This window comes from Streptomyces europaeiscabiei (assembly GCF_036346855.1).
GTDB lineage: Bacteria > Actinomycetota > Actinomycetes > Streptomycetales > Streptomycetaceae > Streptomyces > Streptomyces europaeiscabiei.
The window spans coordinates 2,388,602-2,403,826 of the sequence record NZ_CP107841.1 but is presented as its reverse complement, the minus strand read 5'-3'; the positions used below and the strand labels follow the sequence as shown (position 1 = coordinate 2,403,826).

Genomic DNA, 15,225 nt, shown 5'->3' with positions numbered 1-15,225 from the left:
CGCTTGCCTGCCCGCTGTCCCGGCTACGGTCACCGCTGTCGGCGCGGTTTCCCACCCACCGTCCTGGCTGTGGCCAGCCATACCGCCGACGTGATCGCCCACCTGCTCGTGCACGGCTGCGGGGAGCCCCGCAGCTGGGGCGGTCACCCACCAGTCGTCCCGGCTACGGTCACCGCCGCCGACGTGGTCGCCCACCTGCTGGTGCACAGTTGCGGGCAGTGGTGCCGCTGGGGCGCTTGCCTGCCCGCTGTCCCGGCTACGGTCACCGCTGTCGGCGCGGTTTCCCACCCACCGTCCTGGCTGTGGCCAGCCATACCGCCGACGTGATCGCCCACCTGCTCGTGCACGGCTGCGGGGAGCCCCGCAGCTGGGGCGGTCACCCACCAGCCGGACCGGCTACGGTCACCGCCGCCGACGTGGTCGCCCACCTGCCCGTGCATCCCACCCACCGTCCTGGCTATGGCCAGCCATACCGCCGACGTGATCGCCCACCTGCTTGTGCACAGTTGCGGGCAGTCGTGCCGCTGGGGCGGTACGGGTGGGCGCAGCGGCACCCGGCGAGCGCCGGCGAGCGCCGGTGAGCGAAACCCGCCCCCGCCCAGCCACAGCCGCCAGGCGCCTGGCAACCCCACGGCGCCCACCCCCGGCCACCCTCGACCCGACCGGATCCAGAGATGCTGAGACGCCGCCCCTCCCTGCTGATCCGCCCCGAACTCGACGACGACCCCCTGCACACCACCCTGGCCGAACTCCGCCCCGCCCAACAGCTCCACGGCCTGGGCGCGGGCCGCACCCGCCCCCCATGGGAACCGGTGGCCGACCTGCTGAAAGCCACGGGCCGGGACTGGGACCGCCGGGCACACCGCATCGCCGTACTTGCCCACCACCTCCCCGCCGCGATCCCCCAGCGCTGGACCGCCGACCGCCCAGGGGACGGCGACGCCCTCACCCTGCACGCCTTTGCCGCATCGCACCGCGCCCCCGCCACCGACCGCACCGCAGTCCGCCGCGCCGAACACTCCTGCCTCCGCGCCGCCGAGGCCTGCCCCGAGGACCCCACCCCCTGGCTGGCGCTGCTGTCCCTGATGCACACCTGTGCCGTACCGGTCAGGGACGCCGTCCCCGCGTGGACCGAGGCCGTCAACCGGGCCCCCTGGCTCCGCACGTCCTACCACCGGCTGCTGCGCTACCTGTCGCCGCGCGGACACGGGACGGTCCCCGACATGATGGACTTCGCCTGGCAGGCCGCCGCCCGCGCACCGCACGGATCACCGCTCGCCCTGCTTCCCGTGGCGGCCCGCGTCGAACTCATGGCCCACCGCCAGGAGGCGACCCCCTTCGAGACCCTCGGCTCGGGCGGCGGCAACTGGAACGAGCCCCGATCCGTCCACGAGATCGACCTGGCCCTCAAGAGCTGGTTCGATGCCGGCACCGCATCCCACGCCGAGGCCGTCACCGACCTCAACATCCTCGCGTTCGCCCTGACCCGCGCCCACCGCCCCGCGGAGGCAGCCCCCGTCTTCCAGCGCCTCGGCCGTCACATGACACACCATCCCTGGGACCTGCTGCCCGAGCCGGAACGCACGTTCGCGTACTGGCGGGAGAGGTCGACGGGCGGCCGTGGCCGGACATGAGGCCGACGGTGGTTCCGGCTCCGGTTCCTGCTCCGGTTCCGACTCCGACTACGCCGGAGCGGGCGCCGCCTCCTTCTCTTCCGCCGCCGCCGCGGCGGCCGCGGCCGCCGCACGGTCGCGGCGCTCCCGGCGCACGAGGACGACGTAGCCGATGGGAACGCCGAGGGCGAAGAGCCACCACTGCAGGGCGTAGGCGTAGTTCAGCGCGGCGTTCTCGTCGCCGGGGCTGCCGAGCTGTTCCGGGGTGTCGCCCTTGGGCTCGGGCGCTGTCTGCGCGAGGTAGCCGCCGAGCACCTGGACACCGAGGCGGTCCGCCTCCCGCTCGCTGTTGATCAGCATGATCTGTCGGTCCGGCAGGCCCTGGAGATCCTTGATACCGCTCGCTTCGGTCGTCTCGTCCGGCATCAGCCGCCCCGTGACGGTGACCTCGCCGCGGGCGGGCGCGGGAATCCTGGGGAACGCGGTCTGGCTCGGGCCGTCCGCGGGGATCCAGCCCCGGTTGACGAGCAGCACCTTGCCGTCGTCGAGCACGAACGGGGTCAGGACATGGAAACCGACCTCGTCGTCGGCGTTGACGCGACGTCGGACGACGACCTCGTCGTCGGTGTCGAAGTGGCCCTTCGCGGTCACCGCGCGGTAGCGCTCGCCGCTGGTGACGGTGTGCCCGGAGGAGGTCAGCCGCTCCACGGGCACCGGCTTCGCGGCCAGCGCGTCGGCGACGAGCTGATTCCGCGCGCTGCGCTCCTCGTAGCGATGCATCTGCCAAATACCCAGCCTGACCATGGTCGGGATCAGGACGAGCGAGAGCAGCGTGAGGATCACCCACTGCCGGGACAACAGGAAGCGGTACACCCCACGACCGTACAACTCGGTCGTGGGGCGTGTTCGGGCGGGTGTGCGCTCGGACCTCGTGGGCCCTTCCCGGAGCGTGGTCAGACCTTGTCGACGATCCCCGCCTTCCCCTCGGCCCGCGCGCAGTGGGCGCCGCAGTACCAGTGCCCCTCGACCTCGACGCCCTGGCCGATGATCTGCACCCGGCAGTGCTCGCAGATGGGGGCCATGCGGTGGATCGCGCAGGAGAAGCAGTCGAAGACGTGCACCGCTCCCTGAGCGTGAATCTCGAAGGTCATTCCATAGTCATTGCCGCAGACTTCGCATCTCGCCATGCGCCACAGGGTGAGCCGTCGCCACCGTGCGGGCGAGAGGGCGGCGGGCGAGTCGCGCGCCAATCACCCATCCGTACGGCCGTCTCCGCAGGCGAGCCCCCGACTCACTCGTCCGCGGGCTCGACATCCCGGAGCAACTGCCCGAACCCCGCCTCGTCCACGACCGGCGTTCCGTACTGCCGGGCCTTGACGACCTTCGACGTGTTCGAGTCCGGGTCGTTGGTGACGAGCAGGCTGGTCACCCGGGACAGGCTCGTCGCGACGTGCAGCCCGGCCTCGATCGCGCGGTCCTCCAGCAGGTCGCGTTCGATCGACGTGTCCCCGGAGAAGGCGACCCGCATGCCCTGCTTGAGCGGTTTGCCGTCTTCGTAACGACCGGGATTGGGATGGGGGCATGCGGGCCGCTTCCGCGAGGGCCGCCAACTGGTCGGTCGATAGCTGCCGTAGCCGCCGGGGCCCGCCTGCTGCCCGATCCGGGACGCGGCGGGGCTGTCCCGCCACTCGGTCAGCGGCCGGCACTCGTGCAGCGGCAGCCGTACACCGCTCGCGGCAGCGACCCGCAGACTCGGCCGGAACGCCTCCGCCAACACCCGAGCGTCGTCCAGCGCGTGGTGCGCCCGCTGCTGTACGACCCCGAAGTGCGCGGCCAGCGACTCCAGCTTGTGGTTCGGCAGAGGCAGCCCCAGCTCCTTCGACAACGCGATCGTGCACAGCCGCTGTCGCACCGGCGCTTCGGCCTCCGCGCGCGCGTACTCCCGGGCGATCATCGACCAGTCGAACACCGCGTTGTGCGCGACGAGCACACGGTCCGCGAGCCGCGACGAGAACTCCTCCGCGATCTCCTGGAAGAGCGGCGCTCCTTCGAGCACGTCACTCGTCAGCCCGTGGATCCACACCGGCCCCGGGTCCCGCTCCGGATTCACCAACGTGTACCAGTGGTCCTCGACCTCGCCCCGCGCGTCGAGTCTGTACACAGCCGCCGAAATTATCCGGTCGTCCCGGGCCAGCCCGGTCGTCTCCACGTCGACGACCGCGTACCCCTGTGGATACGCGGCCGGCCAAGGCGCTTGCGACGCTGCGGTCGTGTGGTCTTCGAGCATGGTCCATGAGGATACGGGCCGAGACTGACAGCCTGTTACCCGAGGCTGCGGCGGTGTGGGGGGTGGAGGGCGGCGCGGCGTATGCCAGTTCGGACGGTTCGGACGGTTCGGCGAGGGAGGCCGCTCGCGCCCCGACACCGACTCGCCCACCCTCACCGAGGCGTTGGCCCGCTCGGTGGAACCTGGCGGCTTCAACTCCTCGGCCCGCGGCGCATATTGAACAACTGGTCAGTGGGCGCGCATCGTGGGCCGACCACTGGCCGTGCCCCTCCCGTGCTTCTCCCGTGCCTTTCCCGCGCCCCTCCCATGCCCTTCCCGCGGCCCCTCGTATTGGTGGAGGACTCCAAGAAGCAAGCGCGTACCCCCGGAAATACTTGTCAGTAACAACGTCTAGCCCCAGCCGACCAGCGGATCTACCGTGCCCACATGCCGAACCTGCCCGATGTCGTGCTGTGGTCGATACCCGCCTTCGTGCTGCTCACCGTGATCGAGGTGATCAGTGTCCGGATGCATCCGGACGACGATGCCGCGGGGTACGAGGCGAAGGACGCCGCGACGAGTGTCGGCATGGGGCTGGGGAGTCTCGTCTTCGACTTCCTGTGGAAGATCCCGATCGTCGCGATCTACACGGCGATCCACGAGCTGACCCCGCTGCGCGTCCCCGTCCTGTGGTGGATGGTCCCCCTGATGCTGCTCGCGCAGGACTTCTTCTACTACTGGTCGCACCGCGGCCACCACGTGATCCGGATCCTCTGGGCCTGCCATGTGGTCCACCACTCCAGCCGGAAGTTCAACCTGACCACCGCGCTGCGGCAGCCCTGGACGACCCTGACCGTGTGGCCCTTCTACGTCCCGCTCATCGCCCTCGGCGTGCACCCGGCCGCGCTCGCCTTCTGCTCCTCCGCCAACCTCGTCTACCAGTTCTGGATCCACACCGAGCGGATCGGGAAGCTGCCCCGCGCGTTCGAGTTCGTCTTCAACACGCCGTCGCACCACCGGGTCCACCACGCCTCCCAGGGCGGCTACCTGGACCGTAACTTCGGCGGCATCCTCATCGTCTGGGACCGGCTCTTCGGGTCGTTCGTCGAGGAGACCGAGCGGCCGGTGTACGGGCTGACGAAGAACATCGACACGTACAACCCGCTGCGGGTCGCCACCCACGAGTACGTCTCCATCGCCAAGGACCTGAAGGCCGCCGGGAGCTGGGGCGAGCGAGCGGGGCGGGTGCTCCGCGGTCCCGGTTGGAAGCCCGCACAGCCGTCCGAGCGGGCCGCGGTGACCGACGAGGGCGCGGCCACGGTCCCGGGGACGGCCGCGTGAGACCGGACAGGGCATCGGTCCTCCTCGTCGCCTTCGGGGCCGCCGCCGTCGTCGACCTCGTGGCCCTCGCCCTCGGTTCCGCTCCCGGGCACGTCGTCGCCAAGCCCCTGCTGATGCCGTTGCTCGCGGCGTACGCGTACACGCGCGGTGCGCCGGGACCCCTGGTCGCCGCCCTGCTGTTCGGATGGGGCGGAGACGTGCTGCTCCTCTCCGACGCCGAGCCGGCCTTCCTCGCCGGAATGGGCTCCTTCGCGGTGGGGCACGTCTGCTACCTCATGCTCTTCCGCAGGCTCGGGCAGCCCGGGACCGGTGCTCCACGCGCGCGTGCCGCTCAGAATCCCCTCGTGCACGGCGTCGCGTACGCCTTCGCCCTGGTCGTTGCCGTCGCGAGTCTGTGGCCCGGCCTGCCGACGGATCTACGGCTCCCCGTCGCCGCATACAGCGCCCTGCTGACCACGATGGCGTGGGCCGCCGCGCGGCTGGGGCTCGTCGCGGGGCTCGGCGGCGCGCTCTTCGTGGTGTCGGACATGCTCATCGCGACCGGCGTCGCCGAGTGGCCGCAGCCGCCCCGCCCCGACCTGTGGATCATGCTCACCTACCTGGCGGCCCAGTACCTGCTGGTCCGGGGAGTCCTCGGCACCCCAGGCGCGCGTCCCCGTTCCACCCCGGCGTACGGCGAGGCGCCCACGAACACGGTCTGACCAGGCCGAACAGCCCGACCGCACGAAGGATCCGCACCCCCCGCGCGTACTCACCAGCGGATCGGCACCGGCAGTGCCGTCAGCAGCGCCGACACCGCGACGACCGCGCCCAGCACCGCCACCTCGGCGCGCGCGGGAGCGCAGATGTCGAGCCGGTCGTCGCTCGCGCGGCGCAGCCGCAGCCGGGCCCGGAGGGCGAGGGCGGCGACGGCGGCCACGAGGAGCACCTTGGCGAGCAGGGCGCGCCCGTACGCCGTCTCCGTCAGCTGGTCGAGGACCGTGCCCGGCGGCATCCGGCGCAGTGTGCTCCACACACCGGTGGCGGTGATGCCGGCGAACAGGACGGCGGCCACGCGCGCGTAGCGGCCCAGCACGGCGGCGCCTGCCTGCGTCGAGCGCCACGCGCGCAGGCGCACCATCCGCAGGACGTGGAGCAGTCCGCCCGCCCACAGTGCCGCGCACGCCAGGTGCACCAGGGTCAGACCGGTGCCGATGAGCGGGCTGTACTCCGTGGTGGGGTGGGCGCGCAGCGCCTCCGCGACGACAACCGCGGCCAGGGGCAGAGCCTGGGCGGCGGGTCTGCGGGAGAGCGCGAGCAGACCGGCCGCCGCGAAGGCGTTGACCTCCAGGAGCGCGAGTCTGCCGTCCCGGGTCTCGTAGAGGCCGCCCACGTCCATGTCGGCGGGGGAGTCCGGCACCAGATTGCCCGTGGCCACGACCGAGGCCAGCCCCAACGAGGCCATGAAACCGGCCCCCGCCGCCCACGGAGCCCAACTGCGTGGTGCCTCCCGGCGCGCGCCCGGCACCCGCCGCACCAGCCACGCCACGAACAGCTCACCCACCGGCACACACAACGCCGCCAGCAGCACCGCCCGCAGCAGGGCGATGCCACCCGCCCCGGGCGCCCCGGCCTCACCGGTACCGTCCAGCGCGGCACGCGGGCCGAGGAGGGGGATCAGTGCGCCCACGGCCACCAGAACGAGTACGGCGACGGCCCGGCCGGCCCCACCGCCGGGCCGCCCGGAACTCGGCTCGGGGCCGTCCGCCCCCGCCTTCGCCCCCGCTTCCGTCGCCTCCACCGTGCGTCTCGTCAGGTTCACCCCGAAAAGTTGACCAGTCGCACCAGACCAGGGCAAGTGCCGGAAAACAACTGGCAGTTCGACAATCCTCCCATACGTACGGTTCAGGGCCTCCGGTGACTCAACGCCAACGCGCCTCGTCCGCTCCCCAACGCCCCGGCGGCCGTGCCCAGTCACCCGGCCCGCCCTCGAAGGAGACCGGCGACGGCGCGTACCGCAGCCGTCCCAGCGGGCTGTCGCGCTCGGCGAGCCGTGCCGCCGGTCCGCCGCGGACTTCGTGCCCGTCCGGACGGCGCTCGATCCCGTCCGTCAACCAGGCCGCCGTTCGCGCGAGCGACAGCCGGACGAGCCGGGCTCCGCCCTCCTCGGTCCGGTCGGTGAGTGCGCGCAGGACCGCCGCGGCCAGCAGATACCCCGTGCCATGGTCGAGGGCCTGCGCGGGCAGGGCACCCGGCTTCCGGCTCGACCCCTCGGCCGCGGCGATCCCGGTGGCCACCTGCACCAGGCTGTCGAAGCCCCGCCGCTCGGCCCACGGCCCGGTCCCGCCCCAGGCCGACAACTGGGCGACCACGAGTCCGGGCCGTCGCAGGGCCGGCGCGTCGGGCGTGAGCGCGAACCGGCCGAGCGCCCCTGGCCGGTATCCCAGGACGACGACGTCCGCCTGCGCCAACAGGTCGTCGAAGACCCGGCGGTCCGCCCGCACCGTCAGATCGAGCGTCGCCGACCGCTTCCCGAAGCCCGTGTCGGCGTGCTGGTCGAGGATCTCGGGCATTCCCGGTGGGTCGACGCGCAGCACGTCCGCGCCCAGCAGGGCGAGCGTCCGGGTGGCGACCGGCCCCGCGATGACCCGGGTCAGGTCCAGGACCCGCACACCGGCGGCGGGCGACAAAGGCGCCTCGGTCAAAGGGCCGAGCACGCGCGCGCGTGGAGTGCCGACACCGTCCAACCGCTGCCACTCGACCAGCGGCCCGCCCCGCACAGCCGCCGCCTGCTCGTGCGCCGCCCACTCCTCGGCCGTCCGCAGGGCGACCGCGAGGCCCCCGGCCGCGTACACGGTCTCCTCGACCTCCAGGGACGACCGTTCGGCGAGCGCCTCGCCGACGGCGGCGACCGGGTCGGGAGAGGTCCTGGGCACCCCCAGCGCGGACAGCAACCGCCCCCGGTGGTGCGGATAGTTGGCGTGCGTCCGAACCCAGCCGTCCGCCGTCCGCCAGAACCGCGACAGCGGCGCGAAGGAGACCGGCGCCCGCCCGTCGACCAGCAGATGCCGTTCACTCACGAAGGCGGTACCGACCGCCCCGTCGTCCACCCGTACCCGGGGTACCTCCGCGAGCCCGGCCCGGCGCGCCCCCAACTCGGCCGCCGCCAGGGCGCACACCCCCACGCAGGCCCGCGCCAGCTCCCGTACCGGAAGCCGGGCGTCCAGCACCCCGTCCCGCACGACGGTCGAGACCCTCGGCAACAGGACGGGGTCGCCGCCCAGGGCCGCCCACGCATGGTTCATCTCTGTCATGACCCGCACTATGCAACGGAAGGGCCGGACGGTGTGCCACCGCCCGGCCCGACCTCGGCAGGAGAACCCCTGCCTGTGCACCGCGTCCAACGTGTCGATGTGCGTGCCGTGAGCTGTGCGGGAACCGGTCCCGCGAGATTCTTGTGCTCCCCGGCGACGAGGGTTACTTCTTGACGGCCTTCAGGGCGTTGACGATGCCGAACCCGTAGAAGCCGTTCAGGCTCGCGTCGCCCTCACACACCGCGTCCTGAGTGCCGTCGCCGTTCTGGTCGTACGACGTCGGGCAGGCGTGCTTGTCCGCCTCGGCCTTCAGCAGCCGCTGCAGCCGGCCCGGGTTGGCCCCCGGGTGCGTGGACTTCAGCAGCGCGGCGACACCGGCGGCGTGCGGCGACGCCATCGACGTGCCCTGCAGGTAGCCGTACGCGCCGTTCGGCATCGTGGACAGGATGCGGCCGTTCTTCGACGGGGTGTCCGGGATCTGGTAGCGGCCGTCGCCGCCCGGCGCCGCGATGTCGACGACACCGTTGCCGTACGTGGAGAAGTACGACTTCTCGTTCTTCACGCCCGTCGAGCTCACCGTGACGACACCCGGAAGCTGGGTCGGGACGTCGAAGCACTCGCTCGGGTCGATGGTGCGCTGGACCGGCGTGGTGTCGTTGGGGCTGGAGGCGTCCACGATCGCGTCGGAGGCGAGGTCGTGGTTGGAGTTGCCCGCCGACGCGAGGTGCAGCGTGCCCTCCTTCGTGGCGTACTCCTGGGCCCGGTTGACCGCGTCGACGATCGCCCGCTGGTCCGGGTCGTCCATGCAGTTGTAGAGCCACGGGTCGACGTAGTAGCTGTTGTTCGTGATCTCCACGCCGTGGTCGGCGGCGAACACGAACGCGCAGACGACGCTCTCCGCGTAGAAGAGGCCGCTGCTGCGGTCGGTCACGTTGATGCTGGAGACCTTCACGCCCGGCGCGACGCCGGCGACACCGACGCCGTTGCGGGCCGCGGCTATCTCACCGGCCACGTGGGTGCCGTGGTAGTCCTGCGGGGTGTACGGCCGCCAGGAGCCCTCGCTGGTGTCCGCGACACCGCCGTTGCAGTTGGCGGACTGGGCGGCGGAGAAGTTCGGCGCGAGGTCCGGGTGGGTGTCGTCGACGCCGGTGTCGATCACGGCGACGGTGACGTTCGCACTGCCCGGGTTGATCTTCGCGGCCTTGTCGGCGCCGATCGACCGCAGGTCCCACTGGTCGGCCTCAAGGGGCTCGGCGTCGGGCATGTCCGCCGAGGCGGCCTTCACCTTCGCGGCCTCCGCGGCCGTCAGGTAGTCGACGGCACCCACGTCCGTCGTACCGGCGGGCGTCAGCGGGGAGGTCCGGGTGGCACCGGCCGACTCCACACCACGCACGGCGCGGATCGTCGCGCCGAATGTCGGGTCGGTCGAGTGGACCACGATCACGCCGATCTCGGCGTACGTGATCACGATCTTGCCGCCGGCCTCGGCTATCGCCTCCTGCACGGCGGCTATCGTGCGCTTGTTCGTCTTCGTGTTCACGACGTACGAGAGGTTCGGGCCCTCCGCCGTCGCGGCGGTGGACGCCGCGAGCGGGGCCGCCGAGGCGACGCCCGGCAGGAAACCGAGCGAGGCGGTCAGCGACAGGACGACCGGCACCGCGAGGGCGAGCCGTCGTCTGGAGCGCAGATGAGCCATGGGATCTCCACATCATTTTCAAAGAAACCGGCCCGGGACACACGGGTGCCTGGGCAGGTACATGACGTTGGTGGTGCAGCCCGAAGCTATCTCTGGTCGTCGTCGGCCAGCAATGACTTCATGGGCGGGAGGCCGAAGTAGAGGGGTAACCCTCGGGACCACCGCACGTCCCGGCCGGTTCCGCATCGGTTCTCGAAAGAAACACGCACGGTTGAACCGGTCCTCGCGCGCCGCCGTGACGTTGTGCAGGGAGCCCGAGCACGATCGTGCGCCCCGTCACCGAAGGAACAGAGCCGACCCATGTCCGTACCCCAGCCGTCCCCCGATCCGACGGCGAACAAGTCACCGTCCGCCGTCGTGACGGCGGCGGAGACGCGAGGAGACTCCGTGGCAACCGACGCACCGCCCCCAGCGAAGGCAGAGCATCATCTCCCCTCACCCGAGGAGTTCGCCGCGGTCCATGAGAGCGCCGAGTTCGCCGAACTGCGCCGCTCCTACCGCTCGTTCGCCTTCCCGCTGACCGTGGCCTTCATCGCCTGGTACCTGCTGTACGTCCTGCTCTCCAACTACGCGGGCGACTTCATGGGCACCAAGCTCTTCGGCAACATCAACGTCGCCTTCGTCCTCGGCGTCGCCCAGTTCGTCACCACGTTCCTCATCGCCTGGTGGTACTCGCGGCACGCCGCCGCGAAGCTCGACCCCAAGGCCGAGGCGATCAAGTCCCGGATGGAGGGCGGCGCATGAGCCCCGTACAGCAGACAGTCCTCGCGGCCGGAGAGGCCAGTGAGCACCGGCCACTGATCATCACCCTGTTCGGGCTGTTCGTCCTGGCGACCCTCGCCATCACCGTCTGGGCCGGCCGCCAGACCAAGGACGCCGCCGACTTCTACGCGGGCGGACGCCAGTTCAGCGCCTTCCAGAACGGCCTCGCCGTCTCCGGCGACTACATGTCGGCCGCGTCGTTCCTCGGCATCGCGGGCGCCATCGCCCTGTTCGGCTACGACGGCTTCCTGTACTCCATCGGCTTCCTGGTCGCCTGGCTGGTCGCCCTGCTCCTGGTCGCCGAGCCGCTGCGGAACTCCGGCCGCTACACGATGGGCGACGTCCTCGCGTACCGCATGCGCCAGCGCCCCGTCCGCACCGCCGCCGGCACCTCCACGATCGTCGTGTCGATCTTCTACCTGTTGGCCCAGATGGCGGGGGCGGGCGTCCTCGTCTCGCTGCTCCTCGGCATCACCTCCGACGCGGGCAAGATCCTCATCGTCGCCCTGGTCGGCATCCTGATGATCGTCTACGTCTCCATCGGCGGGATGAAGGGCACCACCTGGGTCCAGATGGTGAAGGCCGTCCTGCTCATCAGCGGCACGCTCCTCATTACGTTCCTGGTGCTGCTGAAGTTCAACTTCAACATCTCCGATCTGCTCGGCACCGCTGCCGAGAACAGCGGCAAGGGCGCCGCCTTCCTGGAGCCCGGCCTCCAGTACGGCTTGACCGGCACCTCCAAGCTGGACTTCATCTCCCTCGGCATCGCCCTGGTCCTCGGCACCGCCGGCCTGCCGCACATCCTGATCCGCTTCTACACGGTGCCCAACGCCAAGGCCGCCCGGAAGTCCGTGAACTGGGCGATCGGCATCATCGGCGGCTTCTACCTCATGACCATCGCCCTCGGCTTCGGCGCCGCCGCGCTGATCTCCCAGGACGAGATCATCGCCTCCAACCCGTCGGGCAACACGGCGGCCCCGCTGCTCGCGCTGCACCTGGGAGGCGTCGACTCCGCCTGGGGCGCGATCCTGCTGGCCACCATCTCGGCGGTGGCCTTCGCGACGATCCTCGCCGTGGTCGCGGGCCTCACCCTCGCCTCGTCGTCCTCCTTCGCGCACGACATCTACGCCAACGTCATCCGCAAGGGGAAGGCCTCCGGCGCCGAAGAGGTCCGCGCGGCCCGCTGGGCGACCGTCTTCATCGGCATCGTCTCCATCGGCCTCGGCAGCCTCGCCCGCGACCTGAACGTGGCCGGCCTGGTCGCCCTCGCCTTCGCGGTCGCGGCCTCCGCCAACCTGCCGACCATCCTCTACAGCCTCTTCTGGAAGAAGTTCACCACCCAGGGCGCACTGTGGTCGATCTACGGTGGTCTGATCGTCGCCGTCGGCCTGGTGCTGTTCTCGCCCGTCGTCTCCGGTGACCCGAAGGCGATGTTCCCGAGCGTCGACTTCGCATGGTTCCCGCTGAAGAACCCGGGCATCATCTCCATCCCGTTCGGCTTCCTGATGGGCTGGCTGGGCACCGTCCTGTCCAAGGAGGAGCCCGACGCCGCCAAGTACGCCGAGCTGGAGGTCCGGTCCCTCACGGGCACCGGCGCCCACTGATCCGGCTCGCTTCGCCCGGGGCCGTCGTAGATCCCTACGGCGGCCCCGCGTCGCGTCTCGTGTGATTCGGCCGGTGATGTTGTCAGTGGCGTCACGTAGGCTCGCAGGTGTCGGAAAATTTGTGATCCGCTACGAGGGAGGGGGCCCACGTGCTCATCGACACCTACGGCCGGGTGGCCACCGACCTGAGAGTCTCGCTGACCGACCGGTGCAACCTGCGCTGTACGTACTGCATGCCCGAGGAGGGTCTGCAGTGGCTGGCGAAGCCCGACCTGCTTGACGACGACGAGATCGTCCGCCTCATCGACATAGCCGTCCGTGTCCTGGGCGTCACGGAGGTCCGCTTCACCGGCGGCGAACCGCTGCTGCGCCCCGGTCTGGTCGGCATAGTGGAGCGCGTGGCGGCCCTCGCCCCCCGCCCCCAGATGTCCCTCACCACCAACGGCATCGGCCTCAAGCGCACGGCGACGGCCCTGAAGGCGGCCGGCCTGGACCGGGTGAACGTCTCCCTGGACACCATCCGCCCGGACGTCTTCAAGACCCTCACCCGCCGGGACCGCCACAAGGACGTCCTCGAAGGCCTGGCCGCCGCCCGCGACGCGGGCCTGACCCCGGTCAAGGTCAACTCGGTCCTGATGCCGGGCCTGAACGACAACGAGGCCCCCGACCTCCTCGCCTGGGCCGTCGAGCACGACTACGAGCTGCGTTTCATCGAGCAGATGCCCCTGGACGCCCAGCACGGCTGGAAGCGCGACGGCATGGTGACGGCCGGCGACATCCTGACGTCCCTCCGCACCCGCTTCGACCTCACCCCCGAGGGCTCGGAGATACGCGGCTCGGCCCCGGCGGAACGCTGGCTGGTCGACGGCGGCCCCCACCGCGTCGGCGTCATCGCCTCGGTCACCCGCCCCTTCTGCTCGGCCTGCGACCGCACCCGCCTCACCGCCGACGGCCAGGTCCGCACCTGCCTCTTCGCCCGCGAGGAGACCGACCTCAGGGCCGCGTTGCGCTCCGGCGCCCCGGACGAGGAGATAGCCCGCATCTGGCGCCTGGCGATGTGGGGCAAGAAGGCGGGAGCAGGCCTGGACGATCCGTCGTTCGTGCAGCCGGACCGCCCCATGTCCGCCATCGGAGGCTGAGACCGGCGCGCCGTGAAAGGGCGCGGGTGACTCCGCGTGAGGAATCACGACGGAGCCGCATTCGCAGGACTCCCCGAGCCCTTTACCCCTTGGGCGCTTCCCACTCCGACAGCTCGACGACATCCTTCAGGAACCCCCGCACCCCCAGGAACTGCGACAGGTGCTCCCGATGCTCGTCGCACGCGAGCCATGTCTTGCGGCGCTCCGGCGTATGCAGCTTCGGGTTGTTCCAGGCGAGCACCCAGACCGCGTCGGCACGACAGCCCTTGGCCGAACAGACGGGGGAGGACGGATCGGAGCCGGGGACGTTGAGGATGTTCACACGTCGACCCTAGCCGCAGAAAAGGCGACGCCGAGCAGCCACGGGGGGAGCTGCCCGGCGTCGGTCTGTCGCTCCGACGGGGGATGCGGAGCGCGTACGAAGTATGTCACGGGTAGGCCTCTGCCCGGCACAGGAACTTCATGATTGATCTGAGCATTTCTTGAGCTTGGCGGGTGATTGCATTCCGCTTCGTCCGGATTCCCGGTGCTCAGGCCCGCTCCCGCGGTTCACTGCGCCGACCGCCCGCGGGACCGGGCGCGACGTCCTCCGGGACGGATTCCGCGGAGCGTCCCTCGGCCCCGAATTCGGCCGAGGAAGAGGCGTCCGTCCGCCGGGGCGGCGTGATCATCGGACGGGTGGGGGCGTGGACGAACGTGGACGGCAGCGAGGGCGCGTTCTCACGGCCCGCGTTGGCGATCACCACGGAGATGTACGGCAGCACCGCGCCGAGCACCAGTGCGACAACCGCGACGTGCCGTTCGACGTTCCAGAGAACCGCGGCGGCGATCACCGCGAGGGTGCGGACGGACATTGCGATGATGTAGCGACGCTGCCGCCCGCGAACGTCGTCGGCGAGGCCCTGCCGGGCGCCTGTGATCCGGAAGACCTCGGCGTTGCTCTGCTTCCGCATCACGTTCCACCACCCGCCTGTATCGGACGCTCCACGGCCCGTGCCCCGCCCGCGCCCGCTTCATGGAACGCGGTCCGAACCAGCTCCACGTTACGCCGCGTCTGCGCCGCCTACGAGACCGGGTCACCTCCCACGGGGAGCGGAGGCGATCCGCCGTAGCGCGTACGGCCGTGCCCGACATGCGGCGTATCGCAGGCGGGCCGACACTGGGCGTAATGCTCACGTCGAGCCGTACGAGGAGGCAGCCATGGGCTGGTTGTGGGCGATCATCGTGGGATTCGTGCTCGGCCTGCTGGCCAAGGCGATCATTCCGGGCAAGCAGCACAGCCCGCTCTGGCTGACGACGATCTTCGGCATGCTGGGCGCCGTCGTCGGCAACGCGATCGCTCGTGGTTTCGGGGTCGAGGAGACCTCCGGCATCGACTGGACCCGCCACGCCTTCCAGCTGATCGCCGCGATCGTCATCGTGGCTCTGGGCGACATGGCCTACATGGCGACCCTGGGCAAGAACAAACAACGAACCTGAGCCCCGACAAGGGCGCGGGGAACTGCGCGACA

The 15,225-nt window shown here is 71.0% G+C and carries 16 protein-coding genes; 8 read left to right on the top strand and 8 right to left on the bottom strand.

Features of this window, described 5'->3' with window-relative positions; all coding sequences use genetic code 11:
* The first annotated feature begins 69 nt into the window (after positions 1-69).
* Entirely contained in the window at positions 70-327 is a 258-nt protein-coding gene (locus OG858_RS10345; protein WP_328544973.1) for a hypothetical protein, read from the top strand.
* A 347-nt stretch (positions 328-674) separates the two neighbouring features.
* Entirely contained in the window at positions 675-1,634 is a 960-nt protein-coding gene (locus tag OG858_RS10340; RefSeq protein WP_319067988.1) for a hypothetical protein, read from the top strand.
* Between the two features lie 48 nt (positions 1,635-1,682).
* Here OG858_RS10340 and OG858_RS10335 read toward each other — a convergent pair whose 3' ends face one another.
* The 3 genes from OG858_RS10335 to OG858_RS10325 all read right to left on the bottom strand — a co-directional run bounded on the left by OG858_RS10335 (position 1,683) and on the right by OG858_RS10325 (position 3,900).
* Positions 1,683-2,486: an SURF1 family cytochrome oxidase biogenesis protein gene (locus tag OG858_RS10335; protein ID WP_319264991.1), complete on the bottom strand. Its 804-nt coding sequence runs from the start codon at positions 2,484-2,486 to the stop codon at positions 1,683-1,685.
* Between the two features lie 80 nt (positions 2,487-2,566).
* Positions 2,567-2,800 carry a hypothetical protein gene (locus tag OG858_RS10330; RefSeq protein WP_078531414.1) on the bottom strand — a complete coding sequence of 78 codons (234 nt, stop codon included), beginning with the start codon at positions 2,798-2,800 and terminating at the stop codon, positions 2,567-2,569.
* 104 nt (positions 2,801-2,904) lie between these two features.
* The gene (locus OG858_RS10325) at positions 2,905-3,900 is read right to left on the bottom strand and encodes a DEDDh family exonuclease (RefSeq protein ID WP_086750446.1); all 996 of its coding nucleotides are present in this window, start codon (positions 3,898-3,900) and stop codon (positions 2,905-2,907) included.
* Between the two features lie 426 nt (positions 3,901-4,326).
* On the opposite strand from OG858_RS10325, the gene OG858_RS10320 reads away from it, so the two are divergent.
* Both OG858_RS10320 and OG858_RS10315 read left to right on the top strand, forming a co-directional pair.
* Positions 4,327-5,220 carry a sterol desaturase family protein gene (locus OG858_RS10320; RefSeq protein ID WP_328544974.1) on the top strand — a complete coding sequence of 298 codons (894 nt, stop codon included), beginning with the start codon at positions 4,327-4,329 and terminating at the stop codon, positions 5,218-5,220.
* Positions 5,217-5,921 (top strand): lysoplasmalogenase, encoded by a 705-nt coding sequence (locus tag OG858_RS10315; RefSeq protein ID WP_319264985.1) that lies wholly within the window; start codon positions 5,217-5,219, stop codon positions 5,919-5,921. The genes OG858_RS10320 and OG858_RS10315 overlap by 4 nt, the downstream gene beginning before the upstream one ends.
* 50 nt (positions 5,922-5,971) lie before the next feature.
* Here OG858_RS10315 and OG858_RS10310 read toward each other — a convergent pair whose 3' ends face one another.
* From OG858_RS10310 to OG858_RS10300, 3 genes are all read right to left on the bottom strand, one after another.
* Positions 5,972-7,021 carry a CopD family protein gene (locus OG858_RS10310; RefSeq protein ID WP_408059383.1) on the bottom strand — a complete coding sequence of 350 codons (1,050 nt, stop codon included), beginning with the start codon at positions 7,019-7,021 and terminating at the stop codon, positions 5,972-5,974.
* Between the two features lie 100 nt (positions 7,022-7,121).
* A complete protein-coding gene (locus OG858_RS10305; RefSeq protein ID WP_328544975.1) occupies positions 7,122-8,513 on the bottom strand; it encodes a CoA transferase in 1,392 nt (463 codons plus the stop codon).
* 163 nt (positions 8,514-8,676) lie between these two features.
* Positions 8,677-10,209 (bottom strand): S8 family serine peptidase, encoded by a 1,533-nt coding sequence (locus OG858_RS10300; RefSeq protein ID WP_327723794.1) that lies wholly within the window; start codon positions 10,207-10,209, stop codon positions 8,677-8,679.
* 387 nt (positions 10,210-10,596) lie between these two features.
* On the opposite strand from OG858_RS10300, the gene OG858_RS10295 reads away from it, so the two are divergent.
* The 3 genes from OG858_RS10295 (at position 10,597) to moaA (ending at position 13,714) form a co-directional block, all read left to right on the top strand.
* Complete coding sequence (locus OG858_RS10295) at positions 10,597-10,953, top strand: DUF485 domain-containing protein (RefSeq protein ID WP_037691600.1); 357 nt, start codon at positions 10,597-10,599, stop codon at positions 10,951-10,953.
* Positions 10,950-12,575, top strand: a complete 1,626-nt coding sequence (locus OG858_RS10290; RefSeq protein ID WP_086751385.1) for a solute symporter family protein — start codon at positions 10,950-10,952, stop codon at positions 12,573-12,575. Before OG858_RS10295 ends, OG858_RS10290 begins: the two co-directional genes overlap by 4 nt.
* 149 nt (positions 12,576-12,724) lie before the next feature.
* On the top strand, positions 12,725-13,714 hold the full coding sequence (gene moaA, locus OG858_RS10285; protein WP_086751383.1) for a GTP 3',8-cyclase MoaA: 990 nt from the start codon (positions 12,725-12,727) through the stop codon (positions 13,712-13,714).
* An 82-nt stretch (positions 13,715-13,796) separates the two neighbouring features.
* Here moaA and OG858_RS10280 read toward each other — a convergent pair whose 3' ends face one another.
* Positions 13,797-14,036 carry a hypothetical protein gene (locus tag OG858_RS10280; RefSeq protein ID WP_327346677.1) on the bottom strand — a complete coding sequence of 80 codons (240 nt, stop codon included), beginning with the start codon at positions 14,034-14,036 and terminating at the stop codon, positions 13,797-13,799.
* A 208-nt stretch (positions 14,037-14,244) separates the two neighbouring features.
* Entirely contained in the window at positions 14,245-14,667 is a 423-nt protein-coding gene (locus OG858_RS10275; protein WP_086751379.1) for a DUF3099 domain-containing protein, read from the bottom strand.
* Between the two features lie 247 nt (positions 14,668-14,914).
* Here OG858_RS10275 and OG858_RS10270 point away from each other — a divergent pair, with 247 nt between their 5' ends.
* Positions 14,915-15,193, top strand: coding sequence for a GlsB/YeaQ/YmgE family stress response membrane protein (locus OG858_RS10270; RefSeq protein WP_037691268.1), 279 nt, complete (start codon positions 14,915-14,917; stop codon positions 15,191-15,193).
* Positions 15,194-15,225: the final 32 nt, after the last annotated feature.